The 19888-nt window shown below is 40.7% G+C and carries 17 protein-coding genes; 12 read left to right on the top strand and 5 right to left on the bottom strand.

Going from position 1 to position 19888, the window contains the following annotated elements; all coding sequences use genetic code 11:
* Window positions 1–251: 251 nt before the first annotated feature.
* The 3 genes from brnQ (V7127_RS17745) to V7127_RS17735 all read left to right on the top strand — a co-directional run bounded on the left by brnQ (V7127_RS17745) (window position 252) and on the right by V7127_RS17735 (window position 4931).
* The gene (gene brnQ / locus V7127_RS17745) at window positions 252–1574 is read left to right on the top strand and encodes a branched-chain amino acid transport system II carrier protein (RefSeq protein WP_335488310.1); all 1323 of its coding nucleotides are present in this window, start codon (window positions 252–254) and stop codon (window positions 1572–1574) included.
* Between the two features lie 50 nt (window positions 1575–1624).
* Complete coding sequence (locus tag V7127_RS17740; protein WP_335488307.1) at window positions 1625–3214, top strand: amidohydrolase; 1590 nt, start codon at window positions 1625–1627, stop codon at window positions 3212–3214.
* 139 nt (window positions 3215–3353) lie between these two features.
* Entirely contained in the window at window positions 3354–4931 is a 1578-nt protein-coding gene (locus V7127_RS17735) for an acetolactate synthase large subunit (RefSeq protein ID WP_335488304.1), read from the top strand.
* 209 nt (window positions 4932–5140) lie between these two features.
* Here the strand turns inward: V7127_RS17735 and V7127_RS17730 are convergent, their stop codons facing one another.
* On the bottom strand, window positions 5141–5695 hold the full coding sequence (locus tag V7127_RS17730; protein WP_335488301.1) for a hypothetical protein: 555 nt from the start codon (window positions 5693–5695) through the stop codon (window positions 5141–5143).
* A 157-nt stretch (window positions 5696–5852) separates the two neighbouring features.
* Complete coding sequence (locus V7127_RS17725) at window positions 5853–6125, bottom strand: alpha/beta-type small acid-soluble spore protein (RefSeq protein ID WP_335346368.1); 273 nt, start codon at window positions 6123–6125, stop codon at window positions 5853–5855.
* Window positions 6126–6301: 176 nt separating this feature from the next.
* On the opposite strand from V7127_RS17725, the gene V7127_RS17720 reads away from it, so the two are divergent.
* Window positions 6302–6535: a CsbA family protein gene (locus V7127_RS17720; protein ID WP_335346367.1), complete on the top strand. Its 234-nt coding sequence runs from the start codon at window positions 6302–6304 to the stop codon at window positions 6533–6535.
* Between the two features lie 51 nt (window positions 6536–6586).
* On the opposite strand, the gene brnQ (V7127_RS17715) is transcribed toward V7127_RS17720, so the two are convergent.
* On the bottom strand, window positions 6587–7933 hold the full coding sequence (gene brnQ, locus V7127_RS17715; RefSeq protein WP_335355522.1) for a branched-chain amino acid transport system II carrier protein: 1347 nt from the start codon (window positions 7931–7933) through the stop codon (window positions 6587–6589).
* Window positions 7934–8383: 450 nt separating this feature from the next.
* Between brnQ (V7127_RS17715) and V7127_RS17710 the strand changes: the two genes are divergently transcribed.
* The 7 genes from V7127_RS17710 (at window position 8384) to V7127_RS17680 (ending at window position 16823) form a co-directional block, all read left to right on the top strand.
* A complete protein-coding gene (locus V7127_RS17710) occupies window positions 8384–9061 on the top strand; it encodes a GntR family transcriptional regulator (RefSeq protein ID WP_335344416.1) in 678 nt (225 codons plus the stop codon).
* Window positions 9062–9373: 312 nt separating this feature from the next.
* Complete coding sequence (gene uvrB, locus V7127_RS17705; RefSeq protein ID WP_335344417.1) at window positions 9374–11353, top strand: excinuclease ABC subunit UvrB; 1980 nt, start codon at window positions 9374–9376, stop codon at window positions 11351–11353.
* Window positions 11354–11360: 7 nt separating this feature from the next.
* On the top strand, window positions 11361–14240 hold the full coding sequence (gene uvrA / locus V7127_RS17700) for an excinuclease ABC subunit UvrA (protein ID WP_335488298.1): 2880 nt from the start codon (window positions 11361–11363) through the stop codon (window positions 14238–14240).
* 154 nt (window positions 14241–14394) lie between these two features.
* Window positions 14395–14739, top strand: a complete 345-nt coding sequence (locus V7127_RS17695; protein ID WP_335344419.1) for a hypothetical protein — start codon at window positions 14395–14397, stop codon at window positions 14737–14739.
* Between the two features lie 207 nt (window positions 14740–14946).
* Complete coding sequence (locus tag V7127_RS17690) at window positions 14947–15267, top strand: DUF4870 domain-containing protein (protein WP_335488294.1); 321 nt, start codon at window positions 14947–14949, stop codon at window positions 15265–15267.
* Window positions 15268–15302: 35 nt separating this feature from the next.
* Window positions 15303–16418 carry a DUF4097 domain-containing protein gene (locus V7127_RS17685; RefSeq protein WP_335344421.1) on the top strand — a complete coding sequence of 372 codons (1116 nt, stop codon included), beginning with the start codon at window positions 15303–15305 and terminating at the stop codon, window positions 16416–16418.
* A 33-nt stretch (window positions 16419–16451) separates the two neighbouring features.
* Window positions 16452–16823 carry a phage holin family protein gene (locus tag V7127_RS17680; RefSeq protein ID WP_335344422.1) on the top strand — a complete coding sequence of 124 codons (372 nt, stop codon included), beginning with the start codon at window positions 16452–16454 and terminating at the stop codon, window positions 16821–16823.
* A 22-nt stretch (window positions 16824–16845) separates the two neighbouring features.
* Here the strand turns inward: V7127_RS17680 and V7127_RS17675 are convergent, their stop codons facing one another.
* Entirely contained in the window at window positions 16846–17547 is a 702-nt protein-coding gene (locus tag V7127_RS17675; RefSeq protein WP_335488291.1) for an N-acetylmuramoyl-L-alanine amidase, read from the bottom strand.
* Window positions 17548–17747: 200 nt separating this feature from the next.
* Window positions 17748–18473, bottom strand: coding sequence for a glucosamine-6-phosphate deaminase (gene nagB / locus V7127_RS17670; protein ID WP_335344424.1), 726 nt, complete (start codon window positions 18471–18473; stop codon window positions 17748–17750).
* A gap of 413 nt (window positions 18474–18886) precedes the next feature.
* On the opposite strand from nagB, the gene hprK reads away from it, so the two are divergent.
* The gene (gene hprK, locus V7127_RS17665) at window positions 18887–19813 is read left to right on the top strand and encodes an HPr(Ser) kinase/phosphatase (protein ID WP_335344425.1); all 927 of its coding nucleotides are present in this window, start codon (window positions 18887–18889) and stop codon (window positions 19811–19813) included.
* Window positions 19814–19888 lie beyond the last annotated feature (75 nt).

Below are 19888 nucleotides of genomic sequence, written 5' to 3'. Positions count from 1 at the left end.
CTGAATAAATATTTCCATGATTTAAAATAATGGAAAGTATTATAATGGAAAGAAAATTGTCGAAAAACCTGTCAGTTTAAGACTTTTCTTGTCATAGAATCTTCAAAAAATCTAAAACGACAGCTACTAAAATTAAAGTTGGCATGCAAATTGCATTTATAAAGATATCTTGCTCGGGAAGAACTTCCTAGAGCAAAGGCAAAAAGGAAAATGAAAACGATTTCTATTGGTAAAAGAAAGGGATGAGAAATATGAATAAAACGGTCCAGCACAGTCTTATATTAGGTTTTGCCTTATTCGCCATTTACTTCGGTGCAGGAAACTTAATCTTTCCTCCGTCTATTGGCAACGCCTCGGGCACGAATTGGATTCCTGCGCTGATTGGCTTCTGTGTTACGGGAATTGCACTCCCATTATTAGCTGTCATCGCCATTTTAAACGCAGGAGGCAGGTTTGAAGAATTAACGAGACCCATCAGTCCGTGGTTCTATAAAGCTTTTAATCTGTTGCTCATGGTTGGGATTGGTATGTTTGTCACCATTCCTCGCATGGCAGCTACTACTCATGAGCTTGGTGTTTACACTTTATTTCCTCAAGTACCATCCATTGTTACAATTATCGTCTTTTTTGCAATAAGTTTTTATTTTGCCATGGATAAATCTAATGTTATAGAAAAAATCGGGAAGTTTTTAACGCCTTTATTAGTGCTAATTCTTCTATATATTGTTGGAAAAGGAGTCTTTAATCCAATTGGAACTCCTGTTGCAACAGATTTGAAATCGCCATTTTCCAATGCCTTTATTAGTGCCTATCAGACAGGTGATGTTGTTACTGGGATTTTTTGTGCCCCTATTTTTATCGCTGCGATTTTGAGCTATGGCTATAAAGGAAAAGGGATGCGCAAAATTGCGATTACTGGAACATTGATTGCGGGTGCCGGCCTTTTGATTGTTTATGGCGGGTTGCTTTACATTGGGGCTTCCGGCAGCGGAATGTTCCCAAATGATATGGATAGTACAGCTCTCGTATCTGAATTAGTTAACCACCTATTAGGGAGTAGCGGTGCAGTTGCCCTATCCATCGCCATCGCATTAGCATGTTTAACCTCTGCCATCGGTGTTATTGCTGTTATAGCTGAATTTCTAAATGATTTAACGAAAAATAAATTTGGCTATCGTGTTTGGGCGTTAGTTGTTTGTTTAACAGGAATTGCGATCGGATCAATGGGAGTAGAAAAAATTATTAACTATACCCTGCCAATCTTCCTAGCACTATACCCAGTAGCCATTGTTCTAGTTTTCCTTGGTTTATTCCGAAAAGTAATCCCGAATCCTGGTTCCTATCGTGGAGCGATTCTTTTAACATTTATTGTTAGTGTATTAGAAACATTAGGAGCGATCGGCATTCATATTTCGGCGGTACAAAGCTTTATCTCTATGCTTCCATTGAGTGCAAACGGTTTTTCATGGCTTGTACCCGCCATCATTGGATTTATTTTAGGAACATTTATCTATAAAACTATTTCTGTAAAAAAAGATCAGGACCCTACGATAGAACTTTTAGAAAATGAATAATGGGGATCACGTTCAACTAGTGAAGACATTAATGGTAAGGAGAGGGAGTTATGAATAAAACAATTTTTCATAATGGGCGAATTTTCACATCAAATCCAGATCAGCCCTATGCTAGCGCAATGGTTGTGAGCGAAGGGCGTATCGCTTGGATTGGCAATGAAGGGGATTTGGTTGAACTGGAAGGAGAACGTGTCAATCTTCAAGATCGCCGTGTTATGCCTGGAATTATTGATGCGCATTTACATCCACTTTATTTAGCGAATGCCGCTAAGCAGGTTGCCTGTATGGCTCCAGTTGTTTATTCCATTGATGATATGGTTCAAGCGATTCGCAAACGGAGTGAATCTATAGGCTCTGGCGAATGGATTGAAGGCTGGGGCTATGATGAAGGAAAGCTAAGGGATGGGCGCGCGCCTTTTCGTTCAGATTTAGATAAAGCGGCTCCTGATATTCCTATTGTAGTAACACGTACATGCGGTCATATTATCTCCGTCAATAGCAGGGCTTTGGAGATGGCGGGGATTACGAAGTACACACCAAATCCTCCAGGAGGACAAATTGATCGCGACGTAAAAGGTGAACCGACTGGTATTTTACGAGAAAGTGCAAGGCATATTGTCTTAAATGCGATGCCAGCTCGCTCGATAGAAGAAAATGCAACACTTCTTGCTAAGTTAAGTCCGTTTTTATTCGAGCGCGGGATTACGGCCATTACGGATCTTATGGCATTAAACAAGCCTATTGACTACTTAGACATGTATAATGAAGCGCGAGATCACGGGCTGAAACAGCGGACTGTCCTCTATTATATGTGGGAGGATTTAAAGAATGAAATGATCTTGGACGAATATAAGACAAATAGAGAAAACCCCATTCATATAGGCGGAATTAAGCTGTTTGCAGACGGCAGTGTGTCCGGCAGAACGTCTTGGGTCAACCCTCCGTTCCTAGGCGATGATGAAAACTACGGCATTTCTACAACTTCTAGAGAAGAACTGCTTGAAGCGGCTGAGGCGGCAGAAAAGTATGGTGTGCAATTAGTCGTTCACGCGATGGGTGAGCAAGCGATCGACTTGATCGTTGATACATTTTACGGGAAAAAGGGCTGGCTGGAGGATGCGCCTTCTATTCGCATCGAGCACGCGGCTATGCCAACAGAACAGGCGATTCAGCGTGCGGCTGAAACGGGCATTGCCTTTGTTCCGCAGCCGATTTTCCTTTTTGCTGAAATCGAAAGCTATTTAAATAATCTTGGGGCAGAGCGTTCAAAAACGACTTACCCAGTTAAAAAGATGCTGGATGCAGGCATTAAGGTAGCCTTCTCTTCTGATGCGCCAGCAACGGCATGGGCAGATCCGGTTGATCCTTTTGTCAGCATAAAGGCAGCTGTCACTCGTGTGGCGTATGATGGAACAGACACAGGCAAGGATCAGCGCGTAGATGTGGAAACGGCAATTGAGCTTTACACACGTGCCGCTCAGGAGATCACACGTATTCCGGCAATCGGCCAATTAAAGCAAGGGTATGAGGCTGACTTTATCGTATTGGATAAGGATATTCTTGAAGTGAGCACTGAACAGATTGATGAGGTTAGGGTGGAAGCGACCTATATGGGCGGGGAAAAGGTATTTGAAAAATAATAATGAGAGGAAGCAGAGTTGGTGACAATTCGCTTCCTCCTTTTTTCATTCAGTCACGATAAATGATTCCAGAATAATAGGCAAAACTACAAATAACCAATCTATTCATGCAAGTGGTAAATCTATTTAGGAGGATCATATGAAATCGACTGATGTTCTTGTTCGATGTTTAGAAAATGAAGGAGTGGAATATATTTTTGGGATCATGGGAAAAGAAACGCTGGATTTCATTGATTCCCTTTCCCGATCCAAGCAAATTCAATTTGTGAATACGAGGCATGAGCAAGGAGCTGCCTTTATGGCTGATGTTTACGGGAGGCTGTCTCGAAAAGCAGGGGTGTGTACGTCTACATTGGGGCCAGGGGCAACGAATTTATTAACGGGGATTGCGAGTGCAACTCTTGATTTCTCACCTGTCGTGGCGTTCATCGGACAGGCTGGATTGGAAAGACAGCATAAGGAATCCCATCAATATTTGGATTTGGTCAAAATATTCGAGCCGGCAACGAAATGGAGCATTCAAATTAAGGATTCCCTAACGATTGCAGAGGTAGTAAATAAAGCCTTTCAGAAGGCAAAAATGGAAAAGCCAGGCGCTGTCATCGTGGAATTACCGGAAAATTTTGCTGCTCAGAAAATTCCTGACAATGCGATGACTGTCAAACCGCTGCCAGTCTATACGCCCGTAAATGAAGAGATCAAAGCAGCTATTGACCAAATCAACAATAGCCAAAGGCCATTTATCATCATCGGGCATGGGGTGATTAGGGGTGAAGCCGTGAAAGAGGTGCAAGCATTCATTGACCATCTTCAGGCACCTGTTACTCATAGCATGAAAGCAAAAGGGATTATGCCTAAAGATCATTCGCTAAATTATTTTACGTTTGGCTTCAGCGAGCAGGATGAGGTGCTGCCGGGGATCGAGGAGGCTGATCTGCTTATGGTTATCGGATATGATTTTGTGGAGCGGCTTCCTAAGGAATGGAATAAAAAGAAGGTGCCGGTTATCCATATTAATGCCGTTCTGGCTGAATCGGATGAATATTATCCTATTCAAAGCGAATTGGTTGGAGATGTTAAAAGGACTTTGCAGGCTTTTAACGAGTTTGAAATCAAGCCGAAGCCGTGGGAGCCATCTGGGAATTTACGGGAGCAAATAAAACGGGCCTACCATTTGAATGACGAAGCAAAATCTTCTTTATCCATTACATCCATTTTGCAAGCCATTGAAAAGCGTACATGTGAAAATACGATTGTCCTATCGGATGTAGGTTCACATAAAGTATCAATAGCCCGGACTTATCAGCCAAAGAAGCCGAATAAGCTTATTATCTCCAACGGACTGGCTTCAATGGGGATAGCCATTCCCGGTGCCATTGGAGCCAAGTTGGCATGCCCATCTGATCCGGTCATTTGCATAACGGGTGACGGTGGAGCCCTAATGAACTTTGCAGAAATCGAAACAGCAGCAAGATTAGGATTGTCCTTTGTGATCATTGTCCTTAACGATTCGAAGCTAAAATTGGAAGAACAAATGATGATGAAAAAACTGGGCAATGATTTTGGAACTGCTTTTGGAAACCCTGATTTTGTACAGCTTGCGAGAAGCTTTGGTATTAAAGGGGTGCGGACTGCGGATATACTCGAATTCGAGGGCATACTCAATGAGGCGTTAAAGCAGGGCGAACTAACTCTGATTGAAATTAATTTAGGATAAATGCTGTTACTGGGGAATATCCCCTCTGGGAGTTCATCAATCTGGACAAACGAAGCCAGTCATCGTGGATATTATACTGAGCAGATATCAGCTGGGGAGCCTGATGCCCATTGGTGTTGAATATTGTTCCGAACGGTCATCAACTGGGGAGTTTATCACTGACTTTAGTCTATTAGAAAAACTCCCTGAAATAGGTATCATCTGAAAGCTTACGAAAATAGTATACCTCGGATTCTTTTTATGAGCCTAGTGCTTAAAACAACCCAGATCCAGCTATAAAAAGTAGAGAAAATAAAAATCAAGCTGATAACCGAAACGCTAAATTGATGGGAAATGGCTGGCCCTAATACGGGGAATTTCAATCCGTATAATAATAGGCAGATTCCAATCATTAGGCCTGCCGCCCCGCTCAAAATATGAATCCATCTTTTTCGAAACAGGTGAAAGGAAATCCCGATTAATAGCCCCAATAGCCCCGTTGTAAAAGGAAAAACAATTAACTCGGCAGGCTGTAATATCAGAAGTAATAGAGCTGTTAATATGTAGGAAGCCAGACCGAGTGGAATCGAAAAAATAGAGCAAACAATAATAGGTGCAGTAGCCAAGGGGCTAATGAAATAACCAACTCCCGGTAAAAATCCTCCTGCCGATTGAAAAATGGCCCCGATGCTGCTTAAAAGAGAGATTAGCACAATCTTTTTCGCCCTAGGCCATTTTTTAAAAGCAGCTTGTATTTCGTTCATATCTTTTTTAAAATAGTGCATGGCAAACCTCCCTATGCCATCCACTATATGCACGGAAATCCTTTTTATTATATATATCCTTTAGTAAATAAGATTTCGACCTTGAATTGCCATCATATCTTTAATAGGACCATTTAGGAGGCAAATTCCTAAATAGGCAGTTTTACAAACCGTCCGCTTATTTTTTCATCTGTTCCTGTGCCATTCGGACAAGCTCTTTCACCATGCTCCCGCCGATTTTTCCGCCGACCTTTCCAGCTTCTCTTGAGGTAAGGCGGCCATTGTAGCCTTTTTGCAGGGGCACGCCCACTTCATCCGCTACTTCAAACTTTACATGGTCGGGGTTCTCTCTGTCCACTTGGTATCCTTCATTGGCCATAACCTTATTCTTGAACTGATCTAAAGCTCCTCTTGAATCTGGTACGAGAGGGCGCCGCTTTCTTCTAGCCATGTTTTCCGGCCTCCTTGATATGCGAATTTACCAATAGTGTGTGCGGATCTAATCGGTTTATCCTGTGGAATAATCTTGTAAAACCTATCGAAATAGGGGATTCTATGTTATCTTATAGGAAAGAATGGTGCCTTTGGCTTTTCTAATTGATCATTTTGAAAAAGAAGGTGTAATCATTGTTATTAAAATACCTATCAGCTCTGCTGCTGCCGGGACTGCTAGTGGTGCTGTTTACGAGAGTGGCATATAATCGTGTGATTGGTCTTGTATTGACGGTAGCATTAATTGCAGCTTCAGTTTATAAAGGCTATACAGATTCAATATGGCTCATTGTTGTCGATGCGTTTTCACTGACTGCTGGCTTCTGGTATGCAAATAGAATGAAGGAAAATATCCACAAAAGATCTTAATATGAAAAAAAGGCGATTCTTCATTACAAAAGAATCGCCTTTTTATATCTTTTATTTTCCTTCAATTGCTGATGCTTTTAAGCTTTCTTTTTTTCCAAAGCTAAACGCATATCCGATAATTCCACCGATGATGGCAGGAATGATCCAGCCAATTCCTACAGAATATCCTGGAAGGATCGCTGTAAATAAATCATTGATCGCTTTAATTTCGATGCCAGCCGCGTTTAATCCGTCAAATAAGCTAACGATAAAGGTCATTAAAATACTGCCTTGATAAACAGCTGTTTTGCCCTTGAAAATAGGGTGTAGAAACGTTAATGCCATCAAGCAAATAGCTAATGGATAAAGCGCTACTAAAACTGGAACGGAAATTGAAATTAAAGTAGACAATCCAAAGTTAGCAATCGCCGTGCTAAAAACGGAGAAGATAACAGCCCACTTTGTATAAGAAATACTTGGTGCTAGTTTATTAAAATAGGAAGCACATGCTGTAATCAGACCAATACTTGTTGTTAAACACGCAGCAATAACAATAAGCGCTAATAACACTTTCCCGAATGAACCGAAATAATGGGTAGAGACTGCAGCAAGAATCTCCCCGCCGTTTTCTAAATGCCCAAGTCCTTCAACGCTAGATGCGCCCATATAGGCAAGGGATGAATAAATGACCGCCAATAGGCCAGCTGCAATGAAAGCAACCTTCATACTAGAAGTCATAATTTGTTTCTTCGTTTGTGCGCCTCTATCTTTCATTGTATTGATGACGATGATACCGAATACAAACGCAGCAAGTGCATCCATCGTCAAGTAGCCCTCTTGGAATCCTTTAAAAAAGGCATTTTCCATATAAGTTTCAGTAGGAGCTTGAATTTGTCCGATTGGGTTAATAAATACTACAACAATAAGAATGGCAATAAAAATTAATAATAATGGCGTTAATATTTTTCCAACAATATCTACAAGCTTAGAAGCCTTTAATGAAAAGAATAACGTAACTCCGAAGAAGATAATGGAGAAAATGATTAACGGCAGGACACTGTTCGTTTCACCAATAAATGGTTTAATGCCAATTTCGTAAGAAACTGTGCCTGTTCTTGGTATAGCAAATAATGGACCAATTGATAAATATAGAGCCACTGTAAAGAAAACTCCGTAAGCTGGGTTCACACGGCTTGCTAATGATTGCAAATCACTTTTACCTGAAAAGCCTAAAGCTAATATTCCTAGAAATGGCAAGCCTACGCCAGTTACGATAAATCCGGCATTAGCTGCCCACACATTTTCACCTGCCATTTGCCCAAGCATGACGGGGAAAATTAAGTTCCCAGCCCCAAAGAATAAAGCAAATAGCATAAAACCTGCAGCAATCAAAAATGAAAATGACCCTCTTGATGACATAATGAATTCCCTCCTGTTTACATAAATAATGGACTGCAGTTCTGATGGGGAGATTTTTTTGTCTATTCATCTATGAATCCCAAATCAGATCAGTAAGTTATTATAATATTTTTATTATTGTAAATTGAGTAAAAGCAAACGTCTGATTTTTGTTTTTTCAAAGGAGATAAAATTATTTGAATATTCTTTTCATCCCTGCTCAAAATACAAAGGCTGATAATTTTATTAAAGAAAATATATCATATGGACTATGTGTATGCAATATATTTCTGAAAATAAAATTATATAAAAATACTTTTTACAAGATTGATAGGGGAAATGGTTGTATTTTATTTGTAATATATTGTATTCTTATTATTAGTCTAATATAATAAAACTATTATCTGAAAATGTAAGCGTTTAACTTATAGGCATGATGAAATTTTCTAAAATGACGAAGGGGGTAATTATATGCCGATTCCTGCTAATTATTCCACTCCTATTCGGATGTCCGCAAAAAAGCGTGCCTACTCTCAAATTCTAGAATGGATTATTGACGGGACTTTGCATCCTAAAGAAAAGTTGCATGATGCGGATCTTGCGAAAAGCTTAGGCGTAAGCCGAACTCCCATTAGAGAGGCTTTACAGCTGCTCAGCTTTCAAGGGTTTGTTGAAATGTACCCCGGAGTGGGAACTCAAGTTACATCAGTAAACCAAGAGGATATTAGCAAAATCTTGCCGCCATTAGGAGCGCTGCAAGCTTTAGCTACAGAATTAGCGACACCGATTATTAGTCAGGAACAGATTGAATCTCTTCGTGAGCTTAATAATCAATTTGCAGAGGCTGTAAAATCGGGTGATTCTTACGCGGCATTAAAACTTGATGAAGAATTTCACCAAAGCATTGTCGATGTAACCGACAATTCGTATATCTCTAGTACCGTTTCAAATCTTCTGTCACATGTGCGCAGGCTTTATTTTCACAACTCCATTATTCTAACTCCGGAGTCTATTGAGGAGCATGAAGCCATATTGAAGGCCCTTGAAGAGAAAAATAAAGAAGAGGCCTCCCGCATTGCCCGAAACAATGTCGTTAAAGCTATTGAAATATTCTACTCAATACAGGAGAATGAAAAAAATAATAAATAGAAAAATATTAGCCTGCCGTTGTTTTGGCAGGCTTTTGTATTTGGTGAAAACATTTAATACGTTGATTAACAAAATCCTCGCTAAAAATTCCTCCCCTTTTCCTATAATTAGTACCTTCCCTAATATATTTTAAAAAATAATCGAATATCCGTTCGTATATTAGTGGTTAGTTTTCATTGCTTTGTGGTAGAATGTTTATAGAATGTTTTACGTAAATTCAAATATTTAATCAACTGAGAAAACACAAATCCCCTACACCTGTTTAAAGGATGTTAGGTTTTTTAATAGAGAAGAAAAAATGGGAGGCTTTTTATGAAGGACCAATTTACACTAGTCTCAAAATATACTCCCCAAGGAGATCAGCCAGAAGCGATAAAACAGCTTGTTAAGGGGCTTAGATCCGGCAAAAAGCATCAAACATTACTAGGAGCGACTGGGACTGGAAAGACCTTCACAATTTCAAATGTAATCAAAGAGGTCAACCGGCCAACTCTGATTATTGCTCATAATAAAACACTTGCTGGCCAGCTTTATAGTGAGTTTAAAGAATTTTTTCCGGATAATGCGGTTGAATATTTCGTCAGCTATTATGATTATTATCAGCCAGAAGCTTATGTACCACAGACCGACACATTTATCGAAAAAGATGCAAGTATTAATGATGAGATTGATAAGCTTCGCCATTCAGCGACCTCTTCATTATTTGAACGGAAAGATGTTGTTATTATTGCCAGTGTGTCTTGCATTTATGGTTTAGGTTCTCCGGAAGAATACAGGGAGCTTGTTTTATCTCTTCGAACAGGAATGGAGATTGAAAGAAATCAGCTTCTCCACAGACTTGTGGATATTCAATATGAAAGAAATGATATCGCTTTTCAGCGCGGGACTTTCCGAGTGCGCGGCGATGTAGTGGAAATTATCCCGGCTTCAAAGGATGAGCGCTGTATTCGTGTGGAGTTTTTCGGGGATGAAATTGACCGCATTCGCGAGGTGGATTCACTGACAGGCGAAATCATCGGGGACCGCGAGCATGTAGCGATTTTTCCAAGGTCCCACTTCGTAACTCGTGAGGAAAAAATGCGAGTGGCCATTCAAAGCATCGAGGAAGAATTGGAAGTCAAGCTGAAGGAAATGCGAGAGAATGATAAGCTTCTCGAGGCTCAGCGCCTTGAACAGCGGACTCGGTATGATCTTGAAATGATGAGAGAAATGGGCTTTTGCTCTGGGATCGAAAACTACTCAAGACATTTAACTTTAAGGCCTCCAGGTTCTACGCCGTATACATTAATGGACTTTTTCCCAGAGGACCTGCTTATCGTTATTGACGAGTCCCATGTCACCCTTCCGCAGATTCGCGGGATGTATAATGGGGACCAGGCGAGAAAATCGGTGCTCGTGGAACATGGTTTCCGCCTGCCTTCAGCATTAGATAATCGGCCTTTGACGTTTAATGAATTTGAAAAGCATATTAACCAAATTGTCTACGTATCTGCAACTCCTGGCCCATACGAGATTGAGCACACACCGGAAATGATTCAGCAAATTATCCGGCCGACTGGGCTGCTTGATCCAATCATCGAAGTTCGGCCGATTGAAGGGCAAATTGATGATTTAATCGGAGAAATCCAAGACCGAATCAAGCGAAATGAGCGTGTGCTTATTACCACCTTGACGAAAAAAATGTCAGAAGACTTAACGGATTATTTAAAGGAAATCGGCATTAAGGTGCAATATTTGCATTCTGAAGTTAAAACTTTAGAGCGAATTGAAATTATTCGTGAGCTGCGCCTTGGTACTTATGATGTTCTAGTTGGAATCAACCTTTTGAGAGAGGGGCTTGATATTCCGGAAGTTTCATTAGTGACCATTCTTGATGCAGACAAGGAAGGCTTCCTCCGTTCTGAGCGTTCACTTATACAGACAATCGGTAGGGCGGCGCGAAATGCAAACGGTCATGTGATTATGTACGCAGATAAAATGACAAATTCAATGGAATTAGCGATTAGCGAAACAAAACGGCGCCGTTCCATTCAAGAAGAATACAATCAAAAGCATGGCATCACTCCTCAAACGATTCAAAAGGAAATCCGTGATGTAATCCGTGCCACAATTGCTGCGGAGGATCAGGAAGAATATAAAGTATCAGCAAAAATTGGCAAGCTTAATAAGAAGGAAAGAGAAAAACTCATTCAAGTAATGGAAAAAGAAATGAAGGAAGAAGCAAAAGCACTCAATTTTGAACGTGCTGCTGAGCTTCGTGATTTGATTTTAGAGCTGAAAGCGGAAGGATGACGTATAAATGGCGATGGAAAATATAATTGTAAAAGGCGCCAGAGCACATAATTTGAAAAATATTGATGTCACCATTCCGAGGGATAAATTAGTTGTGCTGACAGGGCTTTCTGGATCTGGAAAGTCCTCACTTGCCTTTGACACGATTTATGCAGAAGGGCAGCGCAGATATGTGGAATCCTTATCTGCCTATGCACGCCAATTTCTTGGACAAATGGATAAACCCGATGTAGATGCCATCGAAGGCTTGTCTCCGGCCATTTCTATTGACCAAAAGACAACGAGCCGAAACCCCCGCTCGACCGTTGGAACAGTGACGGAAATATATGATTATTTAAGATTATTATATGCAAGAGTTGGACGTCCCACTTGTCCAAATCATGGGATTGAAATCTCTTCCCAAACGATTGAACAGATGGTGGACCGCATTCTTGAATACCCTGAGCGAACAAAGCTTCAAGTGCTTGCCCCTATTGTTTCTGGAAGAAAAGGCACACATGTCAAAGTTTTGGATGAAGTAAAGAAGCAAGGGTTTGTCCGGGTCAGAGTTGATGGAGATATGCTTGATCTTGGCGAGGAAATTGAGCTTGAAAAGAATAAAAAACATTCAATTGAGGTAGTCATAGACAGAATTGTTGTGAAAGAGGGCGTTTCTGCTCGTCTGGCTGATTCGATTGAAACAGCTTTGAAGCTTGGAAGCGGAAAAGTGCTTATTGATGTTATTGGCGAAGAAGAGCTTCTATTTAGTGAAAATCACGCCTGTCCTCATTGTGGATTTTCTATTGGGGAGCTAGAGCCGCGGATGTTTTCCTTTAACAGCCCATTTGGAGCTTGTACTGAATGTGATGGGCTTGGGTCTAAGCTCGAGGTCGATGTGGATTTAATTATTCCTAATTCGGATTTATCATTGCGCCAGCATGCTATTGCACCATGGGAGCCGACAAGTTCACAATACTATCCTCAGCTGCTAGAGGCTGTTTGTACCCATTATGGGATTGATATGGATATTCCGGTAAAGGACATTTCTGAGCATCTCCTTGAAAAAATTTTATATGGCTCCAATGGAGAAAAGATATTTTTCCATTACGAAAATGATTTTGGACAAGTTAGAGAAGGGCTCATTGAATTTGAAGGGGTTATCAGAAATGTCGAGCGCCGTTATAAAGAAACAAGCTCTGACTATATTCGTGAGCAAATGGAAAAATATATGGGCCAGAAGCCATGTCCAGCATGTAAAGGCTATCGTTTAAAAAAGGAAACACTTGCTGTTCTCATTTCTGATCAACATATCGGCAAAATAACAGAGCTGTCCGTAGAGGAAGCCTATCATTTCTTTGAACATCTGAAACTATCTGAAAAAGAAATGAAAATCGCCAATCTGATTTTTGGCGAAATAAAAGAACGTCTTGGCTTTTTAGTCAATGTAGGACTTGATTATCTGACTTTAAGCCGCGCTGCAGGAACGCTATCAGGAGGGGAAGCCCAGCGAATCCGGTTAGCTACTCAAATTGGTTCACGATTAACGGGTGTGCTTTACATTTTGGACGAGCCTTCGATTGGCCTGCATCAGCGTGATAATGACCGCTTAATTGACACGATGAAAAATATGCGTGATATCGGAAATACGCTTATTGTTGTTGAGCATGACGAGGATACGATGATGGCGGCTGATTACTTAATCGATATTGGTCCAGGCGCTGGCGTCCACGGAGGAGAAATTATTTCTGCCGGAACTCCAGAAGAAGTTATGAATGATCCTCAATCTTTGACGGGTGAGTATCTTTCGGGGAAAAAGTTCATTCCGCTTCCGGTCGAGCGCCGAAAAAATGATGGCCGTTTTATTGAAATTAAAGGGGCAAAGGAAAATAACCTGAAGAATGTCAGTGTCAAAATTCCACTCGGTACTTTCATTTCTGTCACAGGTGTTTCCGGATCAGGGAAAAGTACATTAATCAACGAAATTCTTCATAAATCCTTGGCGCAAAAGCTCAATAGAGCGAAGACAAAGCCTGGGGAGCATAAGGAAATAAAGGGGATTGAGCACTTAGATAAAGTCATCGATATTGACCAATCGCCAATTGGCCGGACACCGCGCTCAAACCCAGCTACCTATACGGGTGTGTTCGATGATATTCGTGATGTCTTTTCAGTAACAAATGAAGCAAAGGTCCGCGGCTATAAAAAAGGACGTTTTAGCTTTAACGTAAAAGGCGGACGCTGTGAAGCTTGCCGTGGAGATGGAATCATCAAAATTGAAATGCATTTCCTGCCTGATGTATATGTCCCATGCGAGGTTTGTCATGGCAAACGATATAATCGGGAGACGCTGGAAGTTCAATATAAAGGAAAAAACATTTCTGAAATTCTCGACATGACTGTGGAGGATGCGGTCGTGTTTTTCGAAAATATACCAAAAATCAGCCGTAAGCTCCAAACGATTTATGATGTTGGACTTGGCTATGTAAAGCTCGGGCAGCCTGCCACCACTCTTTCCGGTGGTGAGGCTCAGCGTGTCAAGCTTGCCTCTGAACTGCATCGCCGTTCAACTGGGCGATCGCTCTATATTCTGGATGAGCCGACTACTGGTCTGCATGTTGATGATATTTCTCGCTTGCTCGTTGTCCTGCAGCGTCTCGTGGAAAACGGAGATACCGTTTTAGTCATTGAACATAATTTAGATGTCATTAAAGCGGCAGATTATATCATCGATCTCGGACCAGAGGGCGGAGACAAAGGCGGAACGATCATCGCCACCGGTACTCCTGAACAGGTAGCCGAAGCTCCAGCATCCTATACAGGAAAATATCTAAAACCCATCTTAGAACGCGATCGACTAAGAATGCAAAAGCAAATTGAAGAGAAGGAAGCTAGTGTATCGAACGTATAATATAATTTAGGATGCAGCACTGTGTGAACAGTGCTGTTTTTTATTCCAATGATAACGCATTGTAATCCAATAGAAACGTTCGTGTAAATCTATTCCGTTATAATGGGGACAAGGACAACTCTATCCGTAAAAAAATATATTGAGGAGGGTTAACTTGGAAGCATATTTGGAGAAATCTTTAGAAGAGTGGAAAGAGGATATTTCGGAAGTTCTTGACCAGATCAATCTAGAGTATGAAGAAATCATGAAGGAATTAAAGGTTTATACGTATAAATATGGCATCACAAAGCAGGTCATCCAATCGACTGTGAACGATGAAATCATTGAAAATATCCGTGAAAGATATCATAAGCCATTTGAAGAAAAATATAACGAGCTACGAGAGTACATAAAGGATCTAGATGAAAAACGAAAGGTGTTTCAAATGTTTGTCCATAAGATTGATGAGGTAAAAAGAAAGGAAGCCCCTCGAATCGACTTAGTTGCGGCCTTTAAATAAAGTTAAACCTCAATCAATGGGAATACTTGCAGCAAGTTAATCTGCTATCATGAATTTGGAAAGCCGTCATAATTATAGACGGTTTTTTTTGTTTCATAAATGCAATCATATAGAAAGGACAAATAGAAAAATTTTTATAAATGAGTTTATAAAAAGTGAAACCTTCTCTATCTATTTTCGTAAATAGTGGGGAAGGAGCTGTTGGCAATGGAGACGAGTAAAGTATTATCAGGACTAAGCTATTTAAGTGTTTTGTTTGCAGGGATTCTTTTTCCGCTTGTTTTATTTTTTGCAACGGAGGATCAAAGAACGAAGTATCACGCGAAAAAGGCGTTTTTGTCCCATCTCATTTTGCTGATCCCGGTTCCAGTGATTGTTTACGCAGCGATTACACAGATAGGGATGAATCACTCAGAGTTTCCAATCCTGTTCATCGGGAGTGTCCTATTTACGGTTGTTCTTAGTCTCATTGTAGCAGTTTGGAATATAATTAAAGGCATCCAGATTTTTACGGGAAACACTTTTTAGCATAAAAATAAACATATTTAGCTGGAGGGATCGATATGCAAGCTGAACGCAAACGGATACTTAAAATGGTGGAAGATGGCAAGCTGACTGTGGATGAGGCTCTTTTTCTATTAGAAGAGCTTGAGAAAACAGGTAAATCAGCGGAAGGCAAGAAGGGTGACCTTTTTCAGGAGATTTCTACTGCTGTAAAATTTGACGAAGCGAAAAAAGAAGAGCCATTCAATTACAAGTTTCAATCTGCAAAGGATAAAATTTTGGATTTTGTAGACTCGGCCTTTAAAAAAATCAAGGACATGGATTTGGACTTTAACTTTGGTCAATCTGTAGAAATAACACATATATTCCAACAAGGGGATGTTTCCTTCAAGGATGTAGATGTGGATATTGCGAATGGAAAAATGGAGGTTCTGCCTTGGGACCAGAAGGACGTGCGAATTGAGTGCAAGGCGAAGGTGTACCGGGTAGAAACTCAGGAAGAAGCACGACGGAACTTTTTAAATGATGTTACTTTTGCGGTTGAGGGTCAAAAGCTTCGTTTTGCTACACAGCAAAAGTGGATGAAAGTAGATGCGGTTATTTATATTCCTCAAACGGAATATGATAAGGTAAAGATTCGCCTGTTTAATGGGTCCATCGACAGCCAGCAATTAACGGCAAATACCTTTAAAGCCAAAACGGCTAATGGAAAAATTTCAATTCAAAATATGAATGGCAAGTATACTGAAGTCGAAACGGCTAATGGACAAATTACTATTCAAAAGAGCCATATTGAACAAATTGAAGTCGAAACGCTGAATGGAGCAATCCATGTGGATGGCGCTTTTGAAAAAATCGATCTTCACTCTATTAATGGCGATGTTTTCTGCGCTGTTCAGGATGGTAAATGTGATGTCATTGATGCGAAGGCTGTGGCTGGGAAAATTGAATTGCAAGTTCCGAATCATTTAACAGTTAATGGAGAGTTAAAAACAAATTTCGGAAGCTTGCATGTCAATCTAGACGGGATCCAAATCGTTGAGGATAAAAGCGATGTGATTCAAAAAGTGCTTCGCTTCCAATCCGTAAACCAATCAGAGCAGTCTTTACGGCTAAAAGCTGAAACGAAAACAGGTGCCATTCATATCAATAAAGCAAAATCAGTTGATTTTTAAACATAGAGAGCTTAAATGACGGGGTGTTTTAATATGAGATGGGTTGCAGGAATATTAATTAATGCCATACTGTTTGTGGCGATAGCAGGTTTTTTAGATGAGTCCTTTTATGTATCAAGCTTCGGTGCAGCTGTTGGGGCAAGTGCGATCCTCTCGATATTAAATATCCTCGTTCGGCCGATTTTAATTATTTTAACATTGCCAGTCACCTTAGTAACGCTAGGGTTATTTCTGTTTGTGATCAATGCGGTCACGCTGATGATTACTGACGACATTATGGGAAGTTCATTTGAAATCGCGGGTTTTGGAACAGCTTTACTCATGGCCGTGATCATGTCCATAGCGAATTTAATCATTCAAAAAGCAGTGCTTGAGCCTGCTAAAGATAAGAAAAAGAAAGGCTGACTCATCTGTCAGCCTCTTTTCTTTATTCAAAATAAACGAACGGTGAATATCCAAGCTTTTTTAAAGCCTGTGCCAGTTCCTCTGCGTTTTTCTTGTCCTTGAAGGCACCGACCTGGACTTTATAAAGTCCATTTTTTGCTGAAGGCTGTTCCTTATTGGTGCTGTCACTGGTTTTTAATTTAAGGTTGTATTGATCTGTGAGAGCCTTTACGATTGCCTCGGCACAGGTTTTCCGGTAAGTTTCGGTCTGCAATAAGGAAGCTTCTTGACGGTTTGTCATAAAACCACATTCCGTTAAGACAGCCGTCATATTAGTTTCCCTGAGAACGTGAAAATCGGCAGTTTTGACCCCGCGATCGCCTAATCCTGTGGCAATCACTAAATTCTTTTGGATTTTCTGAGCGAGTTCATAGGCATCCTTAGGCTTTCCAATATTCACATAGGTTTCAATCCCATTTGCTGCATTCCAAGTCGTTCCATAGGCATTTGCATGAATCGCCACATATACATCGACTTCTAACTCATTCGCTTGATCTGTCCGCTCTTGAAGAGGGACATCCAGATTGTCTGAGTGTGCAAAATAAACAGTGGTATTTTGATAGGTTTCTAGCAGAGGCCGTGCATAATTGGCTACAGCCCTTGTAAATTCATACTCCTGCATACCATCCGGGCTGCGTTTTCCAGCCGTATTAAATCCATGACCAGCATCCAGCATTATTTTCATTTCGCTGCTCCTTTCTATTTTTTCTCGAAACTGCTGCATTCTGTAAAAATTAAGCTATCTACCCTTATAATATGAATGAAAGCTTGAAAAGGACATGGGTGCAGGGGAAAACAGAAAAAGAGACAGCATCATATGCCATCTCTTCAAGATGTTTATCACAGATTAAGAAGCTGTAAATCCCCACTGATAGAAGTTTTACTTTATACAAATTTTAATGCTTCGTCATCAGCAATAATGGTGAAATTCGGGTGGTTCTTAAGCGCTGAGGCAGGAATACTTTCATCAATCTCCCCGCTTATCAACTGGCTAATCGCTTTGGCTTTGGACTTTCCTGAAGCAAGCAGAATAATTTCTTTACTAGCCATAATCGTAGCAATTCCCATCGTAACGGCATGAGTAGGAACTTCCTCAAGAGAATTAAAAAATCTTGCATTCGCTTGCCGCGTATTTTCCTCAAGCTCAATCATATGGGTTTTACTAGTAAACGGTGTACCGGGTTCATTAAAACCGATATGCCCATTTTCTCCGATGCCAAGCAACTGTAATCCTATTCCTCCAAAGGATTCAATCAAAGCCTCATATTTTGCACATTCTTCATGCAAATTCTCTGCCATCCCATTTGGCAGATGTGTTTGGGAAGGCGGGATGTCAATATGGTCCAAAAGCTGTTCCTTCATAAAAAAGTGGTAGCTATTCGGATCATGTTCATCAATTCCAACATACTCGTCCAGATTGACGGTTAATATTTTTTTATAGGAAGTCTGGTTTTGCACATGGTCCTCGATTAGCTTTTGGTAAACCCCTTTTGGTGTACTGCCAGTTGCAAGACCAAGTGTGATTTCAGGATTATTTCGGATTCGGTCAATCATGATTTCCGCTGCTTTCAAGCTCATTTCTTCATAGCTGGTGGTTCTGATAATTTTCATTCGGTTCCTCCTTAGGTGTCATTCATTCTTATTCCATATTCTTGATTCTGTTATTACTAGGAAGGCTGCCACCAAGAATAGCTTTCATTCATCATATTTTTGAAATTTTTTATAAAAAATCAAAATACTATCGTGGATCATATTCATTTTATTATAAAATCATTTATATCATGCTGTCTATTTTGAAATGGAAAAATGAGCGCGAACAGGCGCATTTTTTTCTCGTGTTTCAGATTGTAGAATTTGGTTCTTTATTAAAAAGTGCTAAAATAGATGATATGCTAAAAATTTCTCACCATATGTAACTGAATTTCTGAACAAGACGATGTAGGATAGCTAATTTTTATTGTAGTAATGGGGGTTACATGCATGGCAGCTCCAGCTCCACCCCTTTTCAATAGGAGGTAATGGGAATGGCAAAGGTCTGTACTAAAGACATTGTAGATAAATTTGGCCTTGAGTTAATTAGCGGGGAAGAGGGGATCAACCGGCCGATTACTACGAGTGATATTTCCAGGCCCGGTATTGAAGTAGCGGGATATTTCGAATTCTATCCGGCAGATAGAATACAGTTGATTGGAAAAACAGAGCTCACATTCACTGAAAAGTTAAGAGTGATCGATCGTCAGCTTCGCTTTGAACGGTTATGCACCGACATTACACCTGGGATTATCATCTCAAGAGGCCTTGAGGTTCCTGAAGAGTTAATTGTCGCTTCAAAGCGCGAATCAGTCCCCCTCTTAAGAACGACCCAAAAAACAACGAGATTTTCTAGTTTGCTGACGAATTATCTGGAAAGTAAACTGGCTCCGACAACTGCCGTCCATGGCGTACTTGTCGATGTGTACGGGGTTGGAGTGCTCATTACAGGGAAGAGCGGGGTCGGTAAAAGCGAAACGGCCTTAGAGCTTGTAAAACGCGGACATCGGTTAGTGGCTGATGACTGTGTGGAAATTAGACAGGAGGATGAATATACCCTTGTCGGCACTTCACCAGAACTAATCGAGCATTTACTGGAAATTCGCGGTCTTGGGATTATTAATGTGATGACATTGTTTGGGGCTGGGGCTGTTCTAAGCAATAAACGAATCTCGATCGTGATGGACCTAGAGATATGGGATTCAAAAAAGCAATATGAACGGCTTGGGCTGGATGAAGACAAAATGAAAATCATTGATATGGATGTTCCCAAGATTACGATTCCGGTTCGCCCTGGACGAAACCTGGCAGTTATTATTGAAGTGGCAGCGATGAATTACCGCTTGAAACGCATGGGCGTTAATGCCGCAGAGCAATTCAGTAGTCGCCTCGCAGACGTCATGGATGACAGCAAAGAATAAGCTTAGGTGCGAGGCACCGTTCGTGGACAATTTGATGGATTTGTATTTTTTCTCGGGTGGACATGTTTGTAAAAA

Origin of the sequence: Bacillus sp. JJ1773, from assembly GCF_036962035.1 — a bacterium.
Lineage (GTDB): Bacteria > Bacillota > Bacilli > Bacillales > Cytobacillaceae > Cytobacillus.
The sequence above is the reverse complement of the archived record's forward strand: the minus strand, read 5'-3'. Positions and strand labels throughout refer to the sequence as shown.